The 25,544-nt window shown below is 30.6% G+C and carries 24 protein-coding genes; 14 read left to right on the forward strand and 10 right to left on the reverse strand.

Features of this window, described 5'->3' with window-relative positions; genetic code table 11:
* Nucleotides 1–139: 139 nt before the first annotated feature.
* The 5 genes from B3C18_RS20655 to B3C18_RS20675 form a co-directional block, all read right to left on the reverse strand.
* A complete protein-coding gene (locus tag B3C18_RS20655) occupies nucleotides 140–1,624 on the reverse strand; it encodes a sensor histidine kinase (RefSeq protein ID WP_291151174.1) in 1,485 nt (494 codons plus the stop codon).
* A gap of 190 nt (nucleotides 1,625–1,814) precedes the next feature.
* The gene (locus B3C18_RS20660) at nucleotides 1,815–2,321 is read right to left on the reverse strand and encodes a GNAT family N-acetyltransferase (RefSeq protein WP_291151176.1); all 507 of its coding nucleotides are present in this window, start codon (nucleotides 2,319–2,321) and stop codon (nucleotides 1,815–1,817) included.
* Between the two features lie 73 nt (nucleotides 2,322–2,394).
* Complete coding sequence (locus tag B3C18_RS20665) at nucleotides 2,395–3,360, reverse strand: nitrilase family protein (protein ID WP_291151178.1); 966 nt, start codon at nucleotides 3,358–3,360, stop codon at nucleotides 2,395–2,397.
* Nucleotides 3,361–3,429: 69 nt separating this feature from the next.
* Entirely contained in the window at nucleotides 3,430–4,254 is an 825-nt protein-coding gene (locus B3C18_RS20670) for an AraC family transcriptional regulator (protein WP_291151180.1), read from the reverse strand.
* Between the two features lie 161 nt (nucleotides 4,255–4,415).
* Entirely contained in the window at nucleotides 4,416–4,802 is a 387-nt protein-coding gene (locus tag B3C18_RS20675; protein WP_291151182.1) for a helix-turn-helix domain-containing protein, read from the reverse strand.
* A gap of 219 nt (nucleotides 4,803–5,021) precedes the next feature.
* On the opposite strand from B3C18_RS20675, the gene B3C18_RS20680 reads away from it, so the two are divergent.
* From B3C18_RS20680 to B3C18_RS20705, 6 genes are all read left to right on the forward strand, one after another.
* Nucleotides 5,022–5,384: an S-adenosylmethionine decarboxylase family protein gene (locus B3C18_RS20680; protein WP_291151185.1), complete on the forward strand. Its 363-nt coding sequence runs from the start codon at nucleotides 5,022–5,024 to the stop codon at nucleotides 5,382–5,384.
* A 3-nt stretch (nucleotides 5,385–5,387) separates the two neighbouring features.
* Entirely contained in the window at nucleotides 5,388–6,617 is a 1,230-nt protein-coding gene (locus B3C18_RS20685) for a DUF4178 domain-containing protein (RefSeq protein WP_291151188.1), read from the forward strand.
* 194 nt (nucleotides 6,618–6,811) lie between these two features.
* Nucleotides 6,812–7,027 carry a DUF350 domain-containing protein gene (locus B3C18_RS20690; protein ID WP_291151191.1) on the forward strand — a complete coding sequence of 72 codons (216 nt, stop codon included), beginning with the start codon at nucleotides 6,812–6,814 and terminating at the stop codon, nucleotides 7,025–7,027.
* Nucleotides 7,020–8,540: a polyamine aminopropyltransferase gene (locus tag B3C18_RS20695; RefSeq protein WP_291151193.1), complete on the forward strand. Its 1,521-nt coding sequence runs from the start codon at nucleotides 7,020–7,022 to the stop codon at nucleotides 8,538–8,540. Before B3C18_RS20690 ends, B3C18_RS20695 begins: the two co-directional genes overlap by 8 nt.
* Nucleotides 8,515–10,143, forward strand: a complete 1,629-nt coding sequence (locus B3C18_RS20700) for an NAD(P)/FAD-dependent oxidoreductase (protein WP_291151196.1) — start codon at nucleotides 8,515–8,517, stop codon at nucleotides 10,141–10,143. Before B3C18_RS20695 ends, B3C18_RS20700 begins: the two co-directional genes overlap by 26 nt.
* Nucleotides 10,121–11,140 (forward strand): hypothetical protein, encoded by a 1,020-nt coding sequence (locus B3C18_RS20705; protein ID WP_291151199.1) that lies wholly within the window; start codon nucleotides 10,121–10,123, stop codon nucleotides 11,138–11,140. Before B3C18_RS20700 ends, B3C18_RS20705 begins: the two co-directional genes overlap by 23 nt.
* Nucleotides 11,141–11,296: 156 nt before the next feature.
* On the opposite strand, the gene B3C18_RS20710 is transcribed toward B3C18_RS20705, so the two are convergent.
* The 3 genes from B3C18_RS20710 to B3C18_RS20720 all read right to left on the reverse strand — a co-directional run bounded on the left by B3C18_RS20710 (nucleotide 11,297) and on the right by B3C18_RS20720 (nucleotide 14,178).
* Nucleotides 11,297–12,064, reverse strand: a complete 768-nt coding sequence (locus tag B3C18_RS20710; protein ID WP_291151202.1) for an SGNH/GDSL hydrolase family protein — start codon at nucleotides 12,062–12,064, stop codon at nucleotides 11,297–11,299.
* Between the two features lie 63 nt (nucleotides 12,065–12,127).
* On the reverse strand, nucleotides 12,128–12,910 hold the full coding sequence (locus tag B3C18_RS20715; protein ID WP_291151204.1) for a DUF3050 domain-containing protein: 783 nt from the start codon (nucleotides 12,908–12,910) through the stop codon (nucleotides 12,128–12,130).
* A gap of 86 nt (nucleotides 12,911–12,996) precedes the next feature.
* Complete coding sequence (locus B3C18_RS20720) at nucleotides 12,997–14,178, reverse strand: acyl-CoA dehydrogenase family protein (RefSeq protein WP_053471504.1); 1,182 nt, start codon at nucleotides 14,176–14,178, stop codon at nucleotides 12,997–12,999.
* Nucleotides 14,179–14,348: 170 nt separating this feature from the next.
* Here B3C18_RS20720 and B3C18_RS20725 point away from each other — a divergent pair, with 170 nt between their 5' ends.
* On the forward strand, nucleotides 14,349–16,109 hold the full coding sequence (locus B3C18_RS20725) for an AraC family transcriptional regulator (protein WP_291151208.1): 1,761 nt from the start codon (nucleotides 14,349–14,351) through the stop codon (nucleotides 16,107–16,109).
* 28 nt (nucleotides 16,110–16,137) lie between these two features.
* Here the strand turns inward: B3C18_RS20725 and B3C18_RS20730 are convergent, their stop codons facing one another.
* Nucleotides 16,138–16,287 (reverse strand): rSAM-modified peptide, encoded by a 150-nt coding sequence (locus B3C18_RS20730; RefSeq protein WP_291151210.1) that lies wholly within the window; start codon nucleotides 16,285–16,287, stop codon nucleotides 16,138–16,140.
* Nucleotides 16,288–16,546: 259 nt separating this feature from the next.
* Here B3C18_RS20730 and B3C18_RS20735 point away from each other — a divergent pair, with 259 nt between their 5' ends.
* Entirely contained in the window at nucleotides 16,547–18,109 is a 1,563-nt protein-coding gene (locus B3C18_RS20735) for a vitamin K epoxide reductase family protein (RefSeq protein ID WP_291151213.1), read from the forward strand.
* A 43-nt stretch (nucleotides 18,110–18,152) separates the two neighbouring features.
* Complete coding sequence (locus B3C18_RS20740) at nucleotides 18,153–18,329, forward strand: hypothetical protein (protein WP_291151215.1); 177 nt, start codon at nucleotides 18,153–18,155, stop codon at nucleotides 18,327–18,329.
* A 318-nt stretch (nucleotides 18,330–18,647) separates the two neighbouring features.
* On the opposite strand, the gene B3C18_RS20745 is transcribed toward B3C18_RS20740, so the two are convergent.
* Nucleotides 18,648–18,992, reverse strand: coding sequence for a helix-turn-helix domain-containing protein (locus B3C18_RS20745; RefSeq protein WP_291151218.1), 345 nt, complete (start codon nucleotides 18,990–18,992; stop codon nucleotides 18,648–18,650).
* Nucleotides 18,993–19,228: 236 nt separating this feature from the next.
* On the opposite strand from B3C18_RS20745, the gene B3C18_RS20750 reads away from it, so the two are divergent.
* From B3C18_RS20750 to B3C18_RS20770, 5 genes are all read left to right on the forward strand, one after another.
* Nucleotides 19,229–19,354, forward strand: coding sequence for a hypothetical protein (locus tag B3C18_RS20750; protein ID WP_291151221.1), 126 nt, complete (start codon nucleotides 19,229–19,231; stop codon nucleotides 19,352–19,354).
* A 59-nt stretch (nucleotides 19,355–19,413) separates the two neighbouring features.
* A complete protein-coding gene (gene gwsG, locus B3C18_RS20755; protein ID WP_291151223.1) occupies nucleotides 19,414–20,382 on the forward strand; it encodes a grasp-with-spasm system ATP-grasp peptide maturase in 969 nt (322 codons plus the stop codon).
* Between the two features lie 188 nt (nucleotides 20,383–20,570).
* Nucleotides 20,571–21,575, forward strand: coding sequence for a grasp-with-spasm system SPASM domain peptide maturase (gwsS, locus tag B3C18_RS20760; RefSeq protein ID WP_291151226.1), 1,005 nt, complete (start codon nucleotides 20,571–20,573; stop codon nucleotides 21,573–21,575).
* The gene (locus tag B3C18_RS20765) at nucleotides 21,547–23,211 is read left to right on the forward strand and encodes a hypothetical protein (protein WP_291151229.1); all 1,665 of its coding nucleotides are present in this window, start codon (nucleotides 21,547–21,549) and stop codon (nucleotides 23,209–23,211) included. Before gwsS ends, B3C18_RS20765 begins: the two co-directional genes overlap by 29 nt.
* Before the next feature lie 139 nt (nucleotides 23,212–23,350).
* A complete protein-coding gene (locus tag B3C18_RS20770; protein ID WP_291151231.1) occupies nucleotides 23,351–25,543 on the forward strand; it encodes a peptidase domain-containing ABC transporter in 2,193 nt (730 codons plus the stop codon).
* The last annotated feature ends 1 nt before the right edge of the window (nucleotide 25,544 follow it).

Consider the following 25,544-nt stretch of genomic DNA (forward strand, 5'->3'; position numbering starts at 1 on the left):
AAAAAAAATCTATTTCGAAATCATTATTTTTTTAATGTAATGGTTTAAAATTGTGAAGATTAAGTAATGAAATGAATCACTTAATGATAAAAGAGCTTCAGTTTTAGAATATGAAATTTACTTACAAAAGGCTTTTTTATTACGCTACTGGGATATAAATATCAAATTTAGCTCCTTGATTTAATTTTCCAGTCGCTGTAATAATTCCATTGTGGTTTTCTACAATTTTTTTGACGATGGCAAGGCCAATACCAGTTCCTTTATAATCACTTTTGCTGTTAAGCTGCTGAAACATTTCAAAAATACGGGCTTCAAACTGCGGGTCAAATCCAATGCCATTATCGCTAATTGTAATGTGGCAATAATCAGCTGGAGATTTCTTTTTTGTTTTAGTTTTTGGTTTGGTATAAAGGGTTTCTATAATTATATGGGGTGCAGTTTCGGGTTTCGAAAATTTAAGTGAATTGCTTATTAGATTACATAATAATTGGTCAAATTGTGACGGAATTATATTTGCTTTACAATTTCCGGATACTTCGATAATAGCTTTTTTTGCTGCTATTTCGTCTTTTAAATTTTCCAGTACATTGTTTATAAGTGTGTGAAGAGAGATGTTTTCAAATGTCTTTTCAGTAACATTTGTACGTGAATAAGTCAATAAATCATTTATAAGCGCCTGCATATGAGAGGCCGATACTTCTATACGATCAAAATAATACTTTCCTTTTTCTGTTAAATTTTGATATTCATCTGTGGTAACTCGGTTCGAAAAAACCTGAATTTTTCGTAAAGGCTCCTGAAGATGATGGGTTGATATATATGTAAATGCCTCAAGTTCTTTATTAGCAAGGCTTAATTCGGAAGCCCGTTTTTCTGTTTCATTGTTCTGAAAAGTAAGTTTTTCATTGGCAATAAGAAGTTCCGCCGCACGTTTTTCTTTTTCTTTGTTTTGATAAGCTAATTCTTTATTGGCGATTACCAATTCTGCGGCACGTTTTTCTTTCTCTTTATTTTGAAAGATTAATTCTTTGTTTGCAACAGCAAGTTCAGCGGCACGATTTTCTTTTTCCTGGTTTTGATAAGCAAGTTCGGTATTGGCAATCACCAATTCTGCAGCGCGCTTTTCTTTTTCTTTATTTTGGAAGATCAGTTCAGAATTAGCAATACTTAATTCGTCTGCTCTTTTTTCTTTTTCTTTATTTTGATAAGCGAGTTCAATATTGGCAATAACCAATTCTGCAGCACGCTTTTCTTTTTCTTTATTTTGGAAGATCAGCTCAGAATTAGCAATACTTAATTCGTCTGCCCGTTTTTCTTTTTCTTTATTTTGATAAGCAAGTTCAATATTGGCAATGACAAGTTCAGCAGCGCGTTTTTCCTTTTCTTTGTTTTGATAAGCAAGTTCGGTGTTTGCTATAACCAATTCTGCCGCACGTTTTTCTTTTTCTTCATTTTGGAAAGCGAGTTCAGCATTGGCAATAATTAATTCTGCCGCGCGTTTTTTTCGTTCTTCGATTTGCTGTGCCAATCTTTTATTAACAAGCAGCAATTCATCATTATGATTTGCTTTAATCTTTTCTGAAAAAGTAATAGCCTTAGACGAAGCAATCTTTTTTTTACTCATTTTCGCATGCATTTATCTCAAATATAGCCTAACTGAATTTAATGCCTTTGTTTTAAATATAATTAGTGCAATTTTAATTTGGAAATAAAGCCATCGCTCATATTTTTATTTTAAATATCATAAGTCTTTTCTTTCTTTTTTTGTTTTCTGAGAATTTATCAAGAAATTGTTTTTTTTGATAGAAAAGGATTTAAAGTTTAATTTCAAACAAACTAAAAGAGCCTTCTTTATAATGTTCCGGTAATTCATTTGTCCATTCGATCGTACTTATTCCTTTGTATTCGAAACCGCAGCTGGTGTAATATTTATTTATTCTTTCGTTACCGCTGTGCGTATCAAGCCGAATGTATTCTTTGCCATTTTCTTTGGCGTATACTTTAACCCATTCTATAATTTTTTTGACGTACGAGAGGCCTCTAAACTTTGGGTTTGTGGCAATACGATGTAAATAAACTGCCGGATCTTTGCTGGCTTCTTTCCAAATGATTAAATCATCAAAAGTTAATACAAATGTACACGCAACTTCATTTCCTTCTTTGATTATAAAATGACGATTTTCGGCAATTTCTTTTTCTATTAATGCTCTTTCAAAACCTCTCCAGCTTTTATTATTTACTGTTTTTTGATAAGATGTAGCTTCATTATAAATGTCGAAAACAGCATCGATATCTTGGATTGTAGTTTTAAAAAATTCCATTTTTGGGCTTTATTCTGTAGATTAATGAATCTTCAAAGATAAATCTTTCAGCAGCTTTCAGCAGGTGAAATATTTAATTTATGCTTTTTTTATCAGAGTTTAACCAGACAACATTTTGCTCTGACTCGTGATCTTGACCAATAATATCTTTGTATAATTCTGGTCTTCTAGCTTTTATATAACGATTTCCTCCAGCCTGAATGCATTTTTCTGGAGTAAGTACAGCCGCTGCAAAAGAATCGTCAAAAGTTCGGCATTCTGCCAGAATATCGCCAAAAGGATCTATAATCATAGAACAACCATTTCTTAGTTGATCATCATCCATACCAATTGGATTTGAAAATACTACATAAACTCCATTGTCATAAGCTCTTGCCGGAAGCCATTTCATTAACCAGCTACGGCCTTTCATTCCATCAAATTCTAATCGTAGTGAAGTTACATCTGTTTCGCGATTTTCCCAAAGTTGTGGCGATACAAAACCAGCGCCCGGTCGGGTAGAAGGTGTGCACATTGTTACATGAGGCATAAAAATAATATCGGCACCTAAAAGTCTTACAGCGCGAACATTTTCTATAATATTATTGTCGTAACAAATTAAAATGCTGCATTTCCAGCCGTTGATTTCAAAAATACAGTAGCTGTCACCAGGCGTTAAATAAGGATTTATAAACGGATGCAGTTTTCTGTATTTGGCTACTAAACCATTTTTGTCAACGCAAACCTGTGCTTTGAATAAATTACCATTTTCATCCTTTTCAAAAAGTCCGGCTAAAATTACAATATCATTTTTTTTAGCAATTTCAGTCAGTTTTAGAATACTTTCTCCACTGGGAATACTTTCTGCCAAATCCAGCATTTGTTCTTTTGATAAATGCATTGCAAATGTATATCCAGTAATGGAGCATTCGTGAAACGAAATTACATCACAGCCTTCAATTGCTGCTTTTTGAGAAAGTTTTTCGATTACAGTTAAGTTGTAGTTTTTATCGCCGCTTTTATGCTCAAACTGAGCAGTAGCAATTTTTAAATTTTTCATATTGTATGCTATTAATTTTAGTCAAAAATAGCATGGGCAATATTTTATAAATTGTACAAAACCGACATTTTAGAATGATGAAGAAGGAAATCTTTTTATAAGATTATTGGTTAATTTACCAGTGCTGTATACATATTCGGTTGGGGTTATTCCGGTATGTTTTTTAAAATCTTTTATTAAATGTGATTGATCTGAAAATCCGGCATCGTAACAAATAGTTGTCAGATTAGTGTTGTCAGGTTTGTCTTTTAATAATTTTAGGAAATGATGCAGTCTTACAACATTGCCAAATTTCTTCGGATTTAATCCGATGCATTCTTGGAATTTTCTTTCCAGATGTCTTTCGGTATATCCGGTGTATTCAACTAATTGTTTTATAGAGAAATGTCCTTTGGAAGCGATGATAAAGTTTAAAGAATGATCTATTATAAATTGATTTGAAGACTTTTTTGCGTTAATTAATGATCTAAAAAAACAATTAAGCAGTTCAGCTCGTATTTGGTTATTTTGTTGAATCAGGCTATCCTGAAGCGCTGTAATTTTTTTATCAAATATATCTTCAACAGGAATAATCGAATCGTGAAATTCACTGGCAGGAATTCCTAATAATTGATTTATTCCGCTGGGTTGAAAAACGACAATTATGAGTGTTATTTCATTTTCAGAATAAAGATCTTTAAAACCGTTAAGTTGTCCGTATAAAAACGAAGCAGGTAAATATTCTTTGACTTCGTATTTATTAATTCCAGAAATGAGTTTGCTTTTTACAGAGAACACAAGACCGGTATTTCCATCAGAAAACAGACGGAATTTTTGCACAGCAGTTTCTGTATTATCTAAAAACAGATAATGCTTAATATATTGTGATAACTCTTTTGATGGTGAGACTTGCATGGTTAAGCAAAATTAAATATATTTTTTCTTCGAAAATGAAAATCCTTTTCTAGCTCAATAAAGATGAAGTAGTAAATAGAAGATTAGAATTATAAACGCAAAAAAAGAGATCTCAAATTTTGAGATCTCTTTTTGTAATAGATTATATTTTATAAAAAGATTTATTTCTCTTTTAATAATTTCTCCAAATATTCATTTTTATCCTTTTCAGCCTGAACTAAACGTTCGTAAAGTTCAACAACTTTATCTAAAGGATTAAAAGTACACTCATTATAATGTTTGTTAAAAGCTGCATTATCGTAAATATTATTAAAATAATTGATTACGGCTTCTTCCGAAAAGTTTTTAATTGCTTCAACAGTCATTCCAAGTGCTTTTGCAACATCCTTTAGTTTTTCTTCGTCTACGATTTCGCTGTTTTCCATAACTGAAACAGCCTGTTGACTCATTCCTAAAGCTTGTGCCAAAGCTTCTTGTTTCATGTCTTTAAGTTCACGAATACGGCTAATTTTTCGCCCTATATGATATGGTTTTGTTACTGTGCTCATGAATCAAAGGTATTTAAAAATTTTTAAAGAAAAATAGATTTTAGTAAAAAACAGGCTCGTTTTTGTAAGATACGGTTTGTTATTTATCTGAAATGTAATTTTGAGACAAATTTAATTAAAAACAAAACTTCTAATTCGATGATTTGAAAACACTTTTTTTAGATTATTTTATTAATTAAATTATTATATATTTGGCGCTGTTGTCAATATATAATTTTAATGGATTTACTTCCTTATTCGCCAGGACTTCATAAACTGGTAACGCTGCATGTCGATGAGATTTCTAAATTAACCAATAGTCAGGACTTTGTTGCTATAACAGAATCTATTTTAGAAAAATATGAACTTGAAAAAGTGGGAGTGGTTGTCCATGATTTTGAAAACGATAGCTTTACAATTTCATTCTGTTTAAAAGAATCTCATATTTGCATACATACCTGGCCAGAATACAATCAGCTTACTTTAGATGTTTATTTGTGTAATTATCTTCAGGATAATTCAGAGAAGGTAAGAAATGTTATGGCCGATTACATCACTTATTTTGATGGAAAAATTATTAAAGATTTTGAAATTAACCGATAAAGCATGAAAATTCCTTGTTACGATTGTAATGCAGAAACCGAATTAGAGGTTGGTTTTGAGGTAATAAATTTTGTTTGTCCAACTTGTCACAGTTTATATGCCCGTGATAAGGAGGGAAGCTTTCGCAGAAAATCAAAATACAAAAATGTTCCCACAGATTTTCCGCTCCAAATTGGTGATATCGGATTTTTAAAAGGAAGCAATTATAAGGTTACGGGTATACTTAAAAAAAATGTCCACCCAAGTTACACCTGGACGGAGTTTATTCTGCAAAATGAAGCCAAAGAATTCCTTTATCTTTCTCTTTCAAGCGGACACTGGATGATGCTTACCGAAATGGAAAAGATTGATGAGCTGAAAAAAGATGTTAAAATTCTAAAGCACGATGACAGAGATTTCGAATTATTTGAACATTCAGATGCTGAAATTATAGATGCGCAAGGTTTTTTTGACTTTGAACTTCCAACTAAATTTATCCATCTGGCTGAATTTATAAATCCGCCTTATATCATTTCTGTTGAAAAAATGAATGGCGTTGAAACGGCTTTTTATGGCGAATACGTTAAAAAGGAAGTAATTAAAAAAGCCTTTAACGAGATTGTACTGCCGTATCAATATGGTGTAAACATGATTCAGCCGGGCAAATTCAACCTTACAAACACAGCTGTTATTTTTTGTTTTGCAGCGTTGTTAATCATTACTTCAAACTGGTATATTTATAAAGATCAGTTTGAGCAGACTGTTTTTTCTAAAACCTTGCGATTTAGTGAATTTGATAACAGAGAGATTACTAGTGATGCTTTTGTAATAAATGGAGGTTCGGCTGCTATGACGATTAAGGTTTCTACAGAGGTTAATAATTCATGGGCAAACATTAATGTAGCTTTGGTAAACGAACAAACCAATGAAGAAATCTATGCCAGCAAAGACATAGAATACTATTACGGATATACAGATGGAGAATCCTGGACGGAAGGAAGCAATTCTGAAGAGTTTAATATTTGTGGCGTAAAGGCCGGAAAATACCATCTTTTAATAACGCCAATGAAAGCTCCTGAGGATGTTAATAATAGTGAAATGCGTATTAATGTGGTCTGGAATGAACCATCGAGCAGAAATGCCTGGATTGTTATTATTGCTTTGATTGTCATTTATTTAATAATAAGATTTTTTAGTTACAATTTTGAAAAAGAGAGATGGGCAGACAGCTCTTATTCTCCTTTCACCGAATAAATAGTTATGAAGAAAATTTCTGATTTTATATTTAATAATAAAGCTCCTCTTACAATAGGCCTGTTTTGCTTTGGGGTTTACCTATATTTTGCCCTTGCAGGAAACAGAATCTGCGATTGTGAAACGACAGAAAATTATAAACCAACAGGTCGTTCATCAGTAAATCATTTTTATCACAAATAACATTTAATAATATGGAATTAATACATATGCAGCCTATCGTTAATTCAATCATTTTTTCTGTTTTAGGAATCATCATTTTATTGGCAGCCTATTTTATTATCGAAAAAATTACTCCCGAGAACACCTGGAAAGAAGTTGTGGAGAAAAATAATGTTGCTGTTGCAATTGTTTTGGCAGCATTTATCATCGGAATTTCGATGATTGTTAGCGCAGCAATTCATGGGTAAAAAATTTCTCAGGTTTGAATTTCTTTTACTGTTTGCGGTATTTATTATTGCAACCTGCGGGCTTATTTATGAGCTTGTTGCAGGAACACTGGCTAGTTATTTATTAGGCGATTCAGTAAAACAATTTTCATTTATTATTGGGGTTTACCTGTTTTCAATGGGTATTGGCTCCTTTTTTTCAAAGTTTTTTCATAAAAACCTGCTGAATACTTTTGTCGAAATCGAGATTTTAGTCGGTTTGATTGGAGGTTTAAGTTCAGTAGTTTTATTTCTATTGTTCGAAAGCGTTGGATCTTTTCAGTTTATTCTTTACCTATTTGTTTTTGTAACCGGTTTTTTAGTTGGATTAGAGATTCCGCTTTTAATGAATATTCTAAAAGACAGAGTAGAATTTAAAGATTTAGTTTCAAACGTTTTTACTTTCGATTATATCGGAGCTTTGCTGGCATCGATACTTTTCCCTTTGGTTTTAGTGCCAAAATTAGGAATAATGGGAACGTCACTTTTCTTCGGAATGATAAATGTGAGTATTGCAATTGCACTTTGTTTTCTGCTGAAAAAAGAATTAAAAAAACCTTATTTCTTAAGAATAAAAGCCATTTTTTCATTTGCGATTTTATTGACCGCTTTTATCTTTTCAGATTCGATTTTGTCTTATTCGGAAGGAAAATTGTATGGCGAAAACATTATTTATACCAACACAACTCCGTACCAAAGAATTGTTTTAACGCACAACAAAAGCGATTACAGATTGTATTTAAACAATAATCTTCAGTTTAGTTCTGCCGATGAATACCGTTATCATGAAGCTTTGGTTCACCCAGTAATGTCAATTTCAAAAGAAGTAAAAAATGTTTTGGTTTTGGGCGGAGGCGATGGATTGGCAGTTCGTGAAATCCTAAAATATAAAGACGTTCAAAAAGTAACTTTGGTCGATCTTGATGAAGGAATGACCAGACTTTTTAAAACCAATAATGTATTAACAGATTTCAATAAAAACTCTTTAAATAACCCCAAAGTTACCGTAATAAATACTGATGCTTACATTTGGGCAAAAAGCTGCAAAGAAAAGTTTGACGCGGCGATTATAGATTTTCCGGACCCGTCAAATTATAGCTTAGGGAAGTTATATTCTTTAAACTTTTATCAAACAATAAAAAGCATTTTAAAACCAGATGCTGCTGTTGTAATTCAGACTACTTCACCTTATTTTGCCCCAAAATCATTTTGGTGTATTAATAAAACAGTGATGCAGGTTTTTCCGCAGGTCGATGCCTATCATGCTTATGTTCCTTCGTTTGGCGAATGGGGTTATACAATTGCGATAAATGGTTTTGGAACAACTTTTAATGAGGTAAAAAGAAAAGTTCCGAGATTGAAATTTTACAATTATCAATTTGACCGGTTTAATTATTTTACAAATGATATGATTTCAAACCAAATTGAAATTAATCGTTTAGACAACCAGATTTTAGTACGTTATTTTGATGAAGAATGGGGAAAACTGCAATAAGGGAAGGCGAAATTTTGTAAAAGGAATTGCAGCTTCTCTGCTTTTAATTCCATTTCTTCAATTTTGTTCTGATAAAATAGCTGTTCTGATGATTCGTTTGTCAGGAACAAATCACCTTTTGGGGCATAGGTTATGGATAAAGGATTTTCCGAAACCGACTCAGCAGATAAAAATCCCGTATTTAATTATTGGCGGCGGAATTTCAGGTTTGAGTGCCGCGAGACAATTTCAAAAAAAAGGAATCTCAGATTTTTTAGTAATTGAAATGGCAGATCATTTAGGAGGAAACTCTTCAAATGGTCAAAATAAATATTCAAAATATCCTTTGGGTGCACATTATCTGCCGCTTCCAAATTTTCAGGATAAAGAACTTTTACATTTTCTTGAAGAAGAAAAAATCATTCTGGGTTATAATAAAAACGGACTTCCAGTTTTTGATGAACTTCAGTTGACTTTTGCACCAGACGAACGCTTATTTTATAAAAATAACTGGCAGGAAGGAGTTGTTCCAAAAGAAGGAAATTCAGTCGCAGATGATAAAGAATTTCAGCGCTTTTTTACACAAATGGACGCTTTTAGAATTGCCAAAGGAGAAGATCAGAAATATTTATTTAATATACCAATCTATCTTTCGTCTAAAGATGTAAAGACCAGAGCTTTAGATAAAATCACCATGCAAAAATGGTTTGAGGATAATCATTTCAAATCAGAGCCTTTGTTTAATTATATTGATTATTGTTGCAAAGATGATTTTGGATTAGGAATCGCCTATGTTTCGGCTTGGGCAGGAATTCATTATTTTGCCGGAAGAAAACAAGATTCAACTATAGAAAAAAACGACAGCGTTTTGACATGGCCCGAAGGAAATGCAAGATTGGCGCATCATCTAAAAAAATACACAGAACAAAAAACGCTTAAAAATCATTTGGTTTACGATGTAAAAATAGAAAACAATAAAGTCATTGTGCAGGCATTTGATGATGCTAAAAAAGTTTCGGTAGAAATTATTGCTGATAAAGCTGTTATGACAACTCCACAGTTTGTAAATCAATATATAATTAAAAATAGAAAATCATTTACAAAAGATTTTCACTACACGCCGTGGCTTTTAGCGACTTTAATTGTTAACGATTTATCAGATAATTTTAGTTTTCCGCTTTCATGGGATAATGTAATTTATGATGCCAAAGGTTTGGGTTATGTGTATGCACAGCACCAAACTCTGAATCAGTTTCAGGATAAAAAAGTAATTACTTATTATTATAGTTTTTCATCTGGAGATTTAAGAAAAACACGTAGAGAAATCTATAAAAAAGATAAAGAACACTGGAAACAATTGGTTTTTAATGATTTAAAAATCGCGCATCCCGATATTGAAAATTATACTGAGGACATGGAAGTTTTTTTATTGGGACACGGAATGATTTCCCCAGTTCCTGATTTTATTTTTGGTCAAGCCAAAGAAAAGGCTGCAAAAGATATCGAAAACCGAATTTATTTTGCACATACTGACTTGTCTGGAATTTCGATTTTTGAAGAAGCTTTTCATCAGGGAATTAATGCTGTAAACAAAATTTTAGATGGAACAACCCTGGATTCATAAAGCCAAAACAGATTTATTGTTCATTATTGGGCCATCATTTTTTGTACTGGCCATTATCTTTATTTTTCAGGATTATATTACTGCAATCGAAAATGATTATTCTTTTTACACTTGGCTTTTTTTAATTGTTTTTATTGATGTTGCCCATGTTTATGCCACTTTATTTAAAACTTATTTTGTAAAAGAAGAATTTCAGAAAGACAAAAAAAGGCTCATTTTATTACCTGTAATTTGTTTTTCAATTGGTTTAATTTTGTTTTCGTTTGGAAGTCTTGTTTTTTGGTCTTTTTTGGCTTATGTTGCTGTTTTTCATTTTATTAGACAACAATATGGCTTCATGAGATTATATGCCCGCAAAGAGGCTAAAACGAGGTTTTCTGTAATAATTGACAATATGGCCATTTATGCATCTACAGTTTACCCTATGTTGTTTTGGTTCTTTTCTTCTGAAAGAAAATTCAACTGGTTTATTGAAAATGAATTCTTCCGATTTGAGAATAAAGCAATTCTGCCAATTTTGTTTTGGGTTTACATCGCCATTTTATCCGTTTATGTTATTCGCACCACATTGGTATCGGTTAAAAATAAATTCTTTAATGTTCCTAAAAACTGCATTATTTTAGGAACAGCACTTTCATGGTATTTTGGTATTGTTTACTTCAATGACGATCTCATTTTTACACTTCTAAATGTAGTTTCACACGGAATTCCTTACATGGCTTTGGTTTATTTTAAAGGAGTTGAAAACAGTCAAAATAAGAAATCAGGAGTTTTTAGTTTTATAAAAAATTATAATGCCATATTCATTTATCTCGCTATTTTACTGATAATCGCTTTTACAGAAGAATTCTTTTGGGAATTTTTTGTGTGGAACGAAAACATTTCAATCAGTACTATTGATTTTTCTGGCTGGCAGTTTTTATTAGTTCCGCTTTTAAGTGTACCTCAATTCACACATTATCTGTTGGATGGATTTATCTGGAAATCTAAACGGTAAGCAAAAGGTCTTAAAAGAAATAAATTTCTAGCCTAGCCCCGATAGAAACGGCATCCTTTTGTGGTCCCGATAGCTATCGGGACCACAAAAGATAAAGTGTATAGCGGGACAATTGGTCTTTTGAAAATTAAATTTCTGCTTCTTTAAAGTAAAAAATTAATCCTGAAGAGCTATTTTTACTTTCGGCATCATACGTTCAACAAACATCGCATAAGCAGATTCTGAAGGATGTAAACCATCTGAAGCTACAAGACTTGTATTGGTCAATCCATTTCTTGTAATATCTGTAATAGAAACAAATGTTAGGTTATTCATTATGCAATAGTTTTCGGCAAAAGTGTTGTATTTATTGATTTCATCGGTGATTTTCATTCTTCCCTCGATTCCAAACATCATTCCAAATGAAGTATAAGCATAATCTGGAATTGAGAGTACAATTACGTTTTTTTTATCGCCTTTGGCCAAAGCAATTGCTTTTGTAACTAACTCAGGAAATTCTTTTTCGTAGATAGAAAAATCTCTGTGTTGATATTGATTGTTTACGCCAATTAATAAAGTAACCAAATCATAATTTGATTCTGGATTTTGCTCTTTTATGGCTGTAAGTAAATTACTGGTTGTCCATCCTGTTGTAGCAATTACTTTTAATGAAAAGCTCGTTTCGGGATAAAGTGCTTTTAAACTCGTTTTGAGCTGTTCTGGATATCGGCAGGTTTCGCAAACGCTTTGCCCAATAGTATAACTGTCTCCTAAAGCCAAATAATTTATGGATTTAGAAATTGGAGTAGTTGGAATTTGTGTTGTTGGAGGAGGAGTTACAGATCCTGGCGAAACAGGAGTTTCTGACGAAGATTCTTCTGGACTGCAGCTTAATAGAAAAGCTGAAAGAATAACGGTAACTATTTGTTTGAATTGCGGTTTCATAATTTGTTTAAATTAATTGGCTTGTTTAAACAAATAGTTACGTTAAATATCTTTTTATGGTTTTTAGACCATTTCTGTTTTCATTAGAATTTCTTCTTCGATGGCATTCCAAAGTCCGATACGTTTTTCCAGAGCCAGAATCGAAACTTCTTCAACTTCTTTCCATTTTTGAGCATCATCTTCACATAAATCGGTAATCATTTGCATTGCCATTGGTCCATGTTCATCGGCATCCAATTCAATATGTCTTTCGAAATAATAAAGCAATTTACTTAAATCTGTATCTGGAAGATTTTTTTGAAAATTGCCCAGGATTTCGGTAAACATACTCGGAATCAAATCTTCTCTTCCAAAAGTAAATGCTGCGGCAATTTGATGCGGTTTTCCTTCCTCAATCACTCTAAAAGTAAAATCAAGGAAAGCTTTTATTTCTGGATGAAGCGAACTTTGTTTAATAGCAACAAAAATGTTGTGAAGTGAATTTACTTCGGCTAAAAATTTATTGATTTCTGTAGTGTCTGCACCGCAGTCTTCCATGGCTTCAAGATACATTTCATAATGACTTTGTCTTCTTCCGTCGATACTTAAATCTGTTTCTTCGGCAAGAACAATTTCGTTGATTAAATATCTTGTTTCAGGGTTTTTAGTAGCGAACCAAGGTGTTGTAGTACAAGTAAGTTTGGCTTGTAAAGCTTTTAATAAAGACATGAAATCCCAAACAGCAAAAACGTGATTTTCTACAAAGCTGTGTAAGTCATCAATCGTTTGGATTTTATTGTATAATGAGTGTTTTAAAAGCTGTTCTTTTTGAGGTTGAATGCTATTATTTATAGTTTCAATATTCATTTATGTAAATTTTGGGGCAAATATAAAAAGCTTCTCGGTTAGAAGAAGCTTTTTTATATTGTTTTTATATATATTTTAATAGATGTTTATGATTTAAATGCTGGAATTCCAGTTACATCCATTCCGGTAATCAATAAATGAATATCATGAGTTCCTTCGTAAGTTATAACACTTTCCAAGTTCATCATATGACGCATAATCGAATATTCGCCTGTAATTCCCATTCCGCCTAACATTTGTCTGGCTTCACGGGCAATTTGAATTGCCATATTGACATTATTACGTTTTGCCATTGAGATTTGAGCTGTTGTAGCTTTTCCTTCGTTTCTCAAAACGCCTAAACGCCAGGTTAATAATTGTGCTTTTGTGATTTCGGTAATCATTTCGGCCAATTTCTTTTGCTGTAATTGAGTTCCTCCAATTGGTTTTCCAAATTGAATTCTCTCTTTAGCATAACGTAAAGCTGTATCGTAACAATCCATTGCTGCTCCAATTGCTCCCCAAGCAATTCCGTATCGTGCTGAATCTAAACAGCCAAGCGGAGCTCCTAAACCAGATTTATTTGGTAATAGGTTTTCTTTTGGAACTTTTACATTATCAAAAATTAATTCTCCGGTTGAAGAGGCACGAAGTGACCATTTATTATGAGTTTCAGGAGTTGTAAAGCCTTCCATGCCGCGTTCTACAATTAAACCGTGGATTCTTCCTTCTTCGTTTTTTGCCCAAACAACAGCAATATCTGCAAAAGGAGCATTCGAAATCCACATTTTGGCACCATTTAAAAGATAATGATCTCCCATATCTTTAAAATTGGTAATCATACTTCCCGGATCAGAACCGTGATCTGGTTCTGTCAAACCAAAACATCCTATATATTCACCTGTTGCCAGTTTTGGTAAATACTTCATACGCTGTTCTTCGTTTCCGTATTTCCAAATTGGGTACATTACTAAAGAAGATTGTACTGATGAAGTTGATCTTACACCAGAGTCTCCTCTTTCAATTTCCTGCATAATTAAGCCGTAAGAAATTTGATCTAAGCCGGCACCTCCATATTCAACAGGAATATAAGGACCGAATCCGCCAATTTCTCCTAGCCCTTTTATAATTTGCTTAGGAAATTCTGCCTTTTGAGCATATTCTTCAATAATAGGAGAAACTTCTCTTTTAACCCACGCACGTGCAGATTCTCGAACTAATTTATGTTCGTCTGTTAACAAATCGTCAAGGTTGTAATAATCTGGAGCTTGAAATAAGTCTGGTTTCATTTTTGAGTAATTTTACAAAACAAATTTACGTAATAAAAATATAACAAAACAAAGTTAAATTGTTATATTTTTATACATTAGTTAAAAAATAATCACAAATAAGGTAAATTAATTTTAGTTTATTGATAATTTATAACCTAATTTTGAGATTCCAAAAAAACATAAATTGAATGAGGCTGATCATCTCTTTTGTATTTTTTTTTGTTCTTAATACTGCATTTGGTCAACACATAAATGCACTGACTGAAGAGGAGTATCTTATATTGCAGGACAAAATTCGACTAAACTTTAATGCGAATGTCGATAGTGCCCTTGTATATGCTAATCAATTAGCACGATCTAATAATAACAAACATTTAGCTTTTGCAAATGCAGCGATATCAAGTTTGCTGCAAATGAAAGGAGATGTAAAACAATCTCAGGAAAAATATAAAAAAGCATTTTTTTACTTAGAAAAAATGCCTGAATCCAAGGATAAAACACAACTAAAGTCCTATATATATAACTACGGTGGCTTGACTGAATGGAAAAGAGGGAATTTTAGCAAAGCTCTTGAAATTTATCAGCAGGGAATTAAGCTTTCTATGCAAATTAATGATGTCAAGCAGATATTTAAGTTCAAAGCTAATATTGCATTAGTTAATGAAGCAGTTGGTAATTATCAACTGGCCATTAAGAATTTAAAGCAGCTTGATGATTTTATTGATCAAAATGAAGGTGTTTTTACCAAAGAGCAGTTACTGAATTATAAAAGTAATGTCAATACTGGTTTAGGAAGCTCTTATGAAAGTTACTACATGAAAAATGTAAGTAAGAAACATTTGCTGGATTCTGCGGAATTTTATTACAAAAAGTCTATAAATTACTCCCAAAACTTTGCTCAGAATAAAATAACAGCAAAATTAAGTCTTGGTAATATCTATAATTGGAAAGGTGATTACAAAAATGCAGAAAAAACATATTATGACGTTGTGTTTTTGTCGAGTCAAAATAATCAGAAAGACATTTTATGTGTTGCAAATTATAATCTGGGAGATGTTTATTTTACTACAAAAAAGTATGATAAAGCACTTGTTTTCTTTAAAAAATGCGATTCACTTTCAGAAATAACACAAGTTAATGAAATAGATTATCTCAAATCTAATTTTTATCAGGCCAAAATTTACAACATTCAGAAAAAACCGGAACTTGCTTATAAGCACTCGAGAATTTATTTGGATAATTATGAAAAATTTGAAGCTAAGTTAAATACAGAAGCACTTGAAGTTAATTATAAGCAAGGTGTAGATGATTTGACGGATGAAATGGTTAGTATAGAGAAAAAATATAAAAATGAAGTTTTTCTAAGCAGAGGTTTAAAAGTTTTTTATGTCTTGTTATTTGTGGCAATCGTCTTTTTATTAATTAAAAATATAAGAGATAAAAATAAAGCGCACAAAAAAATGAATGCTTTAATAGAGGAGTTTAAAGCAAATATTGAAAAGAAAAACAATTCTGAAATTGTGCCGGAAGAAATACTTGAAGAAGAAATGTTTGAGCTGGAAGAAATCCATCTCAAAAAAGAGAATGTAACTTTAAGTATTGATGAGGCAAAAGAGAATAAAATAGTAGAAAAACTATTAGCTCTTGAAAATAAATTAGAGTATTTAAATGCCGATTTTACGCTGTCGTATGTAGCAAAAAAGATAAAAACAAATACGACCTATTTATCCTATGTTGTAAATAAGAGATTTGGTAAATCATTTGGGGAATATTCAAATGAATTAAAAATCAATTATGTGATTAATGAGATGATCACAAACCATATGTATCGAAAATATTCAACGCAGGCTATTGCAGAAAGTGTAGGCTTTAAAAATGCAGTATCTTTTGCTAAATCATTTCGCAAAAGAACTGGAGTATCTCCAGCTCAATTTGCGAATAATATTTAGAATTTTATTTGTTAATAAATTATACTGATTAACTACTACCACCATTTCCTGCTCCTTTTCCAGGATCAACAGGTCCACTACCCGGCGGTATTGGATCTCCTCCTACTACCATTTTTTGTTGATTTTTAGATAACTTTTCTGTCTCAAAATCTTCGAAATTTAATTTAATATTTGCCATCTTTTTACATGTTACGGTTACTGATTTATCAAAACTAAAGAAAATGCAAACCTCTTGATCGAGAATTGGGTTTTGAACTCTTTTTTGAAATTAACCAAAGGCTAATTAATTGTAAATCAGTTATTTATAATTAAATTATAACTACTATAATTTATAAATTGTATGTAGTATAATATATAAAATGTGTGCTTTGAGCAATATTTTTCGAATAAAAACAACAATCTTTGTACTGTAATTCGATTTAAAACAGGTTTCAAAGATGCTAAAACTTATCCAAAAATTTCTACAAATAAACCGATATTCGGATGTGAAAAACGAGTTTAAAGACTTGTTTCTTTCACACCCTAATTATCCAAGTTTATTTGCGATAACAGATTCGTTTGATTTGTTGTCGATAGAGAATGCTGCTATAAGAGTTCCAAAGGAACAAATAGTTGATTTACCGACAAACTTTCTGGCTTATTTTAAAGAGGAATTAATCTTAGTTGAAAAAGCAAAAGATTTTGTTCGCATCAACACTATAAAAAAAGGTGTTCAAAAAATTTCATACGAGAAATTCCTTCTAGACTGGAATGGGGTAATTGTTGCAATCGAACCAAATAATGTAGTGGCAAGAGAAAATTTAAAAGTTGAATTAAACTGGTTAAAATATCTTATACCTTTTATACTTGTAGCTGGGCTATCATTTTTTTATAGTTCGTACAGTATTTTTAGCACTGTGTTTTTGCTAACATCAGCTTTAGGATTAATTGTGAGTATTTTAATTGTTCAGGAAAAACTTGGTTTTAAGAACAATCTTATTACGAACTTTTGCAATTTAAGTACAAATTCTTCTTGTAACTCTGTTTTGAGCTTTAGAGAGAATTATGAAAATAGATGGATTAGCTTTTCAGACTTACCGCTTTTGTTTTTTGGAGCAAGCTTTATTTCAATATTAGTACAGCCTGCTAACTCGTCAATTTTTGTTGGATTTTTAAGTCTATTAGCGATTCCAATTATTGTGTCCTCAATTTGGATTCAAAAATTCGAACTTCAAAGATGGTGTGTTATGTGTTTAATGGTTTCATTTTTAATATTTACACAAAGTATAATTTGGTTTTCATCTGACTTATTTACGTTGAGTTTTAGTTTTGGTACCATTTTTCCTTTTTTGTTTTCTTTAATTCTTCTAATACCAATTGCATTTGTTGTAAAATCAATTGCTAAAGATGTTCTTAATAATGAAAACTCTTTAAAGGAGCTTAAAAAATTCAAAAGAAACTATTCACTGCTAAACTTTTTATCTAAAAAAGTTTCTCATCAAAATGGATTTGAAGATTTAAGAGGGTTAAATTTTGGAAACAGAAGTGCAGTTGTAAAACTGGCCATAATAATAAGTCCAAGTTGTGTTCATTGTCATAAAACGTTTCAGGAAGCTTTTGATTTAGTTTTAAAATTTCCGGATAAAATATATTTAAGTGTTTTATTCAATATTAACCCTGAAAATATAGACAATCCATATAAAGCAGTTGTTGAAAGACTTTTAACGATAAACAGATCAACTCCGGGAAAAACGGTAGAAGCCATTTCAGACTGGCATATTAAAAAAATGAGTTTGAAAAAATGGTTGAAAAAATGGAATGTTGACAATGTCAGCATGATGATAAATCAGGAAATAAACAAACAATACGAGTGGTGTTCTAAAAACAACTTCAATTACACTCCGGTAAAAATTGTTAATGAAAGGTTGTTTCCTAATGAATATGAATTAAGCGAATTGAAATACTTTTTAAACGATTTTGTCGAGGAAAAAGAAACAACAGTACTAGAAAGAATAGCCTAGTTTGACATTTGATAAATTCTCTAACAATTAAAAATTTACAGTTATGCTAAAAAATATATTAAATCTGGAAGGAACGCAAGAAATAAGTGCTAGTGAACAAAAAACTATCATTGATATCTTTAGTAAAGAAGTATCATCTAAATGTGATGCAAATTCAATAATAGCGTATGATGATTGTACAGATTATTTTTCAGAATTAAATTATTCTGTAGCAATCTAAAAAACTGTACGGTTATTGTTATGTAGAATCCGGCAGAGAATTTTAAACTGTTTTTTGCTGCCAATTTTTTAAATTATTTAAAGTAATATACAATAAAGCCTTTTTAAAATTTAGTCATGTTTTTTTTAATTTGTAGGCGCTCGATCGTGGAACATTGAGCAATTTATCCCAACATTGATGATTGGTGTCGGGATTCTCAGGATAATTGGTCACTTGGGTCGGTTTTATTTGGTTAGGGCTGATCAAGTGCCATCTCCTAGAGAAATTGGTATTACTAAAATATATTGAATATTTAGTAGAGAGGAAATTTTTTCCTCTCTATTTTTTTTGTCCTTTTGTCATTATTGTTTTTTTTACTAATTCCTTTAGTAAAAAGTTTTCTTCTTCTAGCTTTTGAGTATATCTAATGATCATTTCAATAACATTGAGGTTAGTTATATGATCATATTCATGATTATTTGGTAACTCTTTAGTTTTTCTTTTGAGGACTTCTATGTCTTTATCTAAAATTTTAGCAAAGCTTGCCCATTCGTTTTCGCGTATACGTGAAATTCCTCTTTCTTTTTTAGAATAAGTCGTTTGTTCCATAGCAAGCATTTCTGCCATTTCCTTTTGTGTTAGACCTTTCTCTTTTCTGGCTTTTATTAAATTTTCATGTTCCATCTGCATATAAAATAAAAGCTAATATACAGTTATTTCTTAATAAATTTAGAATATTTTTTTTGAATTTCCTAAAAATAGCCTAAAAATTTCCTACAAAAAATGATTGTGTAATTTTTATTTTAATGAATTTTGAAAAGTAAAATTTTTCTCAAAATTTCAATCATAACTTATGCGCAAAGTATATGATTAACTTGAGATTGTTTTCCAAAATATTAATAATATAAATAAAAAGAATCATGAAAAAATTAGAAAATTTCGAATGCGAAAAAGTGGAAATTAAAACTATCTATGGTGGAAAAGAACCTTCTATGACTATTGTTTATCAAGGGACAGAAGTTTGTGACGTTCATACTGACTACTAAACTAAATTGAAAATTAAAGTCCGGTATTTTTTATACTGGACTTTTTTTAAAGAATTGATATGATCTTGATATTAAGTACCCCTACCGACTATGATACAAATGGTGTTATTGAATGGTTAACATATAATAAGACACCTTTTTTTAGATTAAATGATGAAGATTTAATGCAAGGTATAACCAGTTTTTATCATAATCCAAAGGACTTATCACAAACTTATTTCGAACACTATTCCCAAAAAGTATTTCTAAAAGATGTAAAGCTTGTGTGGTATCGCAAATTTGGTTTTTTGATTGATTACGAAAGGAAATTAGGAGTAAATAATGATCTTCTAGATTATATGTATGCAGAGTTTAGAAATATTCATAACCTAATTCTAAATTTATTAAAGGATAAAAAGATATTATGTAAAAAACCTTCTGTTTTCTCTAAAATTGAAATTCTAAATCAAGCAAACAAAATAGGGCTCAATATTCCTAAAACCTTAATTACTAACGACAAATTAAAATTAATAGAATTTTATCACCAGAATAACAAATCAATTATTACAAAATCTATTGGTGAGGCTAGACACGTAAAATATAAAAATAATGTATTTACTCTAGCTACTCATACAATAAAAAACATTGAACTATTGCCCCTCAACTTTTCTCCTTCCTTATTTCAGGAATATATTGATAAAGAAATTGAAATTAGAGTTTTTTATTTAGATAAGAAATGTTATTCGATGGCAATTTTTTCTCAGAATAATGAAAAAACTAAATTAGATTTTAGAAATTATGATGACAAAAATCCAAATAGATTTGTTCCATATAAATTACCTGAAATGCAGGAAAAGATAATAACAACTTTTATGGAAAGTATTGGTTTGAATACTGGTTCCTTAGATTTGATTAAATCTGTAGTTGATGGAAAATTTTATTTTTTAGAAGTTAATCCATTCGGACAATTTGGAATGACTAGTAAACCATGCAATTATAATCTACACAAGAAAGTTGCTGACTTTTTAATTAAAAATACTAATGATTAAAGTAAAAGAATTAGTTGAAACTAATATAGAAATGCCTTTGCCTATCATAATGGAATTTTCAGAAGTGTTTGATTATCAGCCTAGGGTTAAACAAAATCCCTCAGAAAATTATCATGTCGAATCAAGATATTATCAAACATCCAAATTAAGCTGTAAATCATCCTCTAAACCTTTGTATGTTAAAAAGAATGGAAAGTTATCAATTTAAATTATTTCAATGCTGTATACCGGTAAAAGGGATAAAAAATGGAATTATTGTTGATTTCCAAAGAAAAATTATTCATAAAGTGCCAAATCAGATAATAGATATTATAGAAGAATATTCACAGAAAAATATTTACGATCTGTTTGCGGATTATAATGCCAGTAAGAAAATATTAAAATCATACATAAGATATTTTTTGGATAATGAGTTGATAATTTTATCAAATGAAATTAGCGCTTATCCTGCTATAAGTAATGATTTTTTTAATCCCGTTATCCTTGATAATATTTGTATTGAAATTGAAAAGGAATCTATTTATTTGGATAATTTTCTTAGACTCGAAGTTAATAAATTAGGTTTAAATTCTATAAAAATCATTTTAATAAATAATGATATTGAAAGTCTCATTAAGGTTCTAGACATTTTGGAAGATTCAAAAATAAAGGCAATTGCTTTGTATTTAGAATATAATGAAGAGATTTTATTGCAATTAGAATTAATTATAAAAGATAACCCAAGAATTTTAGATGTTGTGTTTTATAATTTTAATGACCAAATAGAAAACTATAATTCTAGTGAAAAATTGAGCTTTGAAAAATCACCAATTGAAGAAGTACTATACGGAAAGACAATAGAAAATCTAAATAGTTTTGTTTTAGATATTGATTTATACAATGAAGCATTAAAATATAATTTAATGTTTAATAAAACTTTATTTATAGATTCTTTAGGGAATATAAAAAAGTATAAAGAAGATTTAAATATATACGGAAACATTCAAAAAGACGAAATAAATGAAATAATGTTAGAGCAAGATTTCAATTTGTTTTGGAGAGTAAGTAAAGATCAAATTGATGTTTGTAAAGATTGCGAATTTCGTTATATCTGTCCGGATAATAGAATACCATATAAAGTGGATTCAGAAGAACTCAGTTATAAATTTAAAACAACATGTAATTATGACCCCTATCAAGGTAAATGGAATTAATAATTTAGCTAAATTTTTTATTTTAATAATTTTTTTATTTCTTATCATGGGATGTAAAACCATAAAACAAGAAATTATTAGTCATAATTATATTATAGGTGAAAAAAATAAAGGGGATTTATTTTATAACAACTCAATTGATGTTTCAATTGATTTTTTAGGAAATACTATTTATGATGATCTTTCTAAGGTAAAAAAAAGTGAACTTAAAAATGAATTGAGAGATATTAAGGAAGTTTCTGTTGATAATTTAATATTGCACAGTAAAAAAACAGATAATGAAATTGACATGTACTATTTTTTTGAAAAAGTCGAAAATCCAATTGATACATTATCACATGAAAGACTTATAAAAAATGATATTATAAATGGAGTAGCGATATGTGAAAAACAAAAAGGCGAAAAAAAAATAATTTGTCTTACAAAATCTTTGAAAGATAGAGGAAATGTTTTGAAAATAAACAATGAAAATATGCAAAGAGTTTATTTAGATTCGACTAATTTAAAAAAAATTACGTCTTTTAATATTTTTAATTATTATACGAATAATTGTATAAACTTTCTTCAAGGAAGGGATAAGTTGCAAAAAGCGCCATTTACAAATCCTAAAAGAAGTATTTGGAAAAAGACATTCATTATGACTCTTAATTCTTTTATGTCAAATAATAAAGAATATAATGAATTGATAAGTAATCATGAGAATGAAAAAGATCACTTTGATAAAACAATAAAGCTTGCTTTATCACTAAAGGAGGTTAAAAAAAATGATTCTGTTTTTACATCAATTTCAGAACTGGCAAAAAATAATCAAGTTATTATGCTTAATGAAGGTCATTTTTATCCAAAACATAGATTATTTGCGATGCAGCTTTTAGATATTTTAAAACAAAACGGATTTACATATTTATCAATTGAAGCATTTACTCCTAATAGAGAAGGAGATACTACAATTATCCCTAACTCTAAAAATGGTCTATATACTAAAGAACCTTATTTTGGACATTTTGTAAGAAAAGCAAAAAAAATGGGATTTAATATTTTAGGTCACGAAAATTATGATAATAGTATTGACAGGGAGATTGGGCAGGCAAAAAATATAATGAAAATATTAGAAAATGATCCAAAAGCAAAAATATTTGTTTATGCCGGCCATGGACATATTGAAAAAGAAGGAAAAAAACGCCTCATGGCAAGCTATTTTAGAGAATTTTCTAAAATAAATCCTATTACAATCAACCAAGAAGCACTAATTAGTAAAACAAAAGAAAATCTTGTTTTAATCCCTAAATCAGTTTTTGAGAAGGACACTTTAATGAAATCCAGTGCAGATTATTTTGTAATAAATAATCTAGAAACAAATTTAACTAGGGTTTATCCTGATAAAGCTTTCAAAACAGTTTTTGTTCAAAACAATGACTTTAAAAATTTTAGTAAAGAAGAATTGTTACTAGAAATTTACAATGGAAATGAATATGAACAAACCAAGAATACAGATTTATTAGTTCCTATTTATGCATCGCTTGTGGAGCCAAAAGGAAATAAGATTGAGTTTAGTTTTCCAGTAGGTAAATATCATGTTGTGATAAAATCAGTAAATAATCAACGATTTCAATTTGACAATTTTGAAGTTAAATAGTTTTTTATATAAAAAATAAATATTTACCCCATTGAAAAGTTATTTTTATAGAGGCTTTAAGGTGGTTGATTTTAACAATTGTCTAAATATTTAAGAATTTTTATATAATATTGCTGTAAAATAAACCCAAATATCAGAATTGAAAAAATTCACCCATTACAAACAGGCAGATTTTAAAGATTGCGGCCCAACATGTTTAAAGATCATAGCCAAACATTATGGTAAAACAATCAACATTCAGGAGTTGCGTGACAGCAGTGAGACAACTCGTGAGGGGAGTAATTTGCTTTTTTTAAGCGATGCCGCCGAGAAAATTGGTTTCAGAACACTGGGTGTAAAGTTAAATGCAGAAAGACTTGAAGAAGCGCCTCTGCCATGTATTCTGCATTGGAACAAAAATCATTACGTAGTACTTTATAAAATAAAAAAGGGGACTTACTATATTTCAGATCCCGGTTTTGGATTACTTGAATATAATAAAAAAGATTTTCTAAAATTCTGGATCGGAAACAATGCCGATGATTCTACTAAAGAAGGTATTGCTTTACTTATAGAAGCCACACCAAAATTTTTTCAGTCAGAATTTGATAAAGAAGACAATAAAGGTTTAGGATTTGGAATGTTGTCTCAATATGTCTGGCGATATAAATCATTCTTAGTTCAATTAATTATTGGACTTTTGGCCAGCAGTTTATTGCAGATGATTTTTCCTTTTTTAACCCAAAGTATAGTTGATATTGGTATTCAAAACCAAAACATTCATTTTATATATCTTATCCTGTTTGCAATGTTATTTGTTTTTGCAGGAATAACTGGTTTAGAACTTATCAGAAGCTGGATTTTGCTGCACCTTTCAACCAGAATAAATATCTCCTTAATTTCAGATTTCTTTATTAAACTAATGAATCTGCCTATTTCCTTTTTTGATGTGAGAATGACAGGAGATATTATGCAGCGTATTAATGATCATAGAAGAATCGAAAAAATACTGACCACGTCCTCTCTAAATGTATTGTTTTCTGTAATTAATATGTTTGTCATGGGGGGAGTTTTAGCTTATTTTAATCTCCAGATATTTTTAGTATTTTTTGTAGGAAGTGTTTTTTATTTTGGATGGATTACCTTATTTCTGAAAAGAAGGGAGGTTTTGGATTATAAGCGTTTTGCAGAGGTTTCTCAGGAACAAAGTAAAGTAATGGAACTCATTAACGGTATGCAGGAAATTAAACTCCACAATGCCGAAAAACAAAAACGCTGGGGCTGGGAGTATATACAGGCAAGATTATTTAGGGTTTCAATAAAAGGCTTGGTTTTAGAACAGACTCAAGCAACAGGTTCATCAATAATTAATCAGTTGAAAAATATTTTTATCATATTTCTTTCCGCTAAACTGGTAATTGATGGTTCGATTACCCTAGGAGTAATGCTGGCTATAAGTTCAATTGTAGGGAGTTTAAATGGGCCGATTACACAGCTTATTGAATTTGTGAGAGAATTGCAGGATGCTAAAATATCACTGGCTAGGTTATCTGAAATTCACGAGAAAGAGGATGAAACCCAGCAGGAAATCCATCAGACCAATGATGTCCCGTATGATGCAGATATCGAAATCAAAAATCTTTCTTATAGATATTTAGGATCAGATATTCCGGTTTTAGAAGACCTAAGTCTTGTGATCCCGGCCAATAAAGTAACCGCAATAGTGGGAGTCAGCGGAAGCGGAAAAACGACTTTAATGAAACTGCTTCTTAAGTTTTATGAACCTGAAAAAGGCGAAATCAATATTGGCAGTTCACAGTTAAAAAACATTTCGCAGAAAGCCTGGCGATCCAACATTGGAGCTGTAATGCAGGAAGGTTTTATTTTTAGCGATACAATAGCTAATAATATTGCTTTTGGAGTAGATAAAGTAGACAAAGAACGATTGGTTTATGCTGCAGAGGTTGCCAATATCAAAGAATATATAAGCGAACTTCCTTTAGGCTACAATACTAAAATTGGAGCCGAAGGAACCGGAATGAGTACAGGACAAAAACAAAGACTTTTAATTGCGAGAGCGGTTTACAAAAATCCGGAAATATTATTTTTTGATGAAGCCACTTCCGCTCTAGATGCCAATAATGAAAAAGTGATTATGCAGAAACTGGATATTTTCTTTAAAGATAAAACCGTAATTGTAATTGCGCACCGCTTAAGCACGGTTATGAATGCAGATCAGATTGTGGTTTTGCAAAAAGGAAAAATTATCGAAATAGGTTCACATTCCTCATTAGTGGAACAGAAAGGAAATTATTTTGAATTGGTTAAAAATCAATTGCAGTTAGGAAATTAAT

The sequence above is a fragment of the Flavobacterium sp. UBA7680 genome (genome assembly GCF_002482975.1).
In the GTDB taxonomy this organism is placed as follows: domain Bacteria; phylum Bacteroidota; class Bacteroidia; order Flavobacteriales; family Flavobacteriaceae; genus Flavobacterium.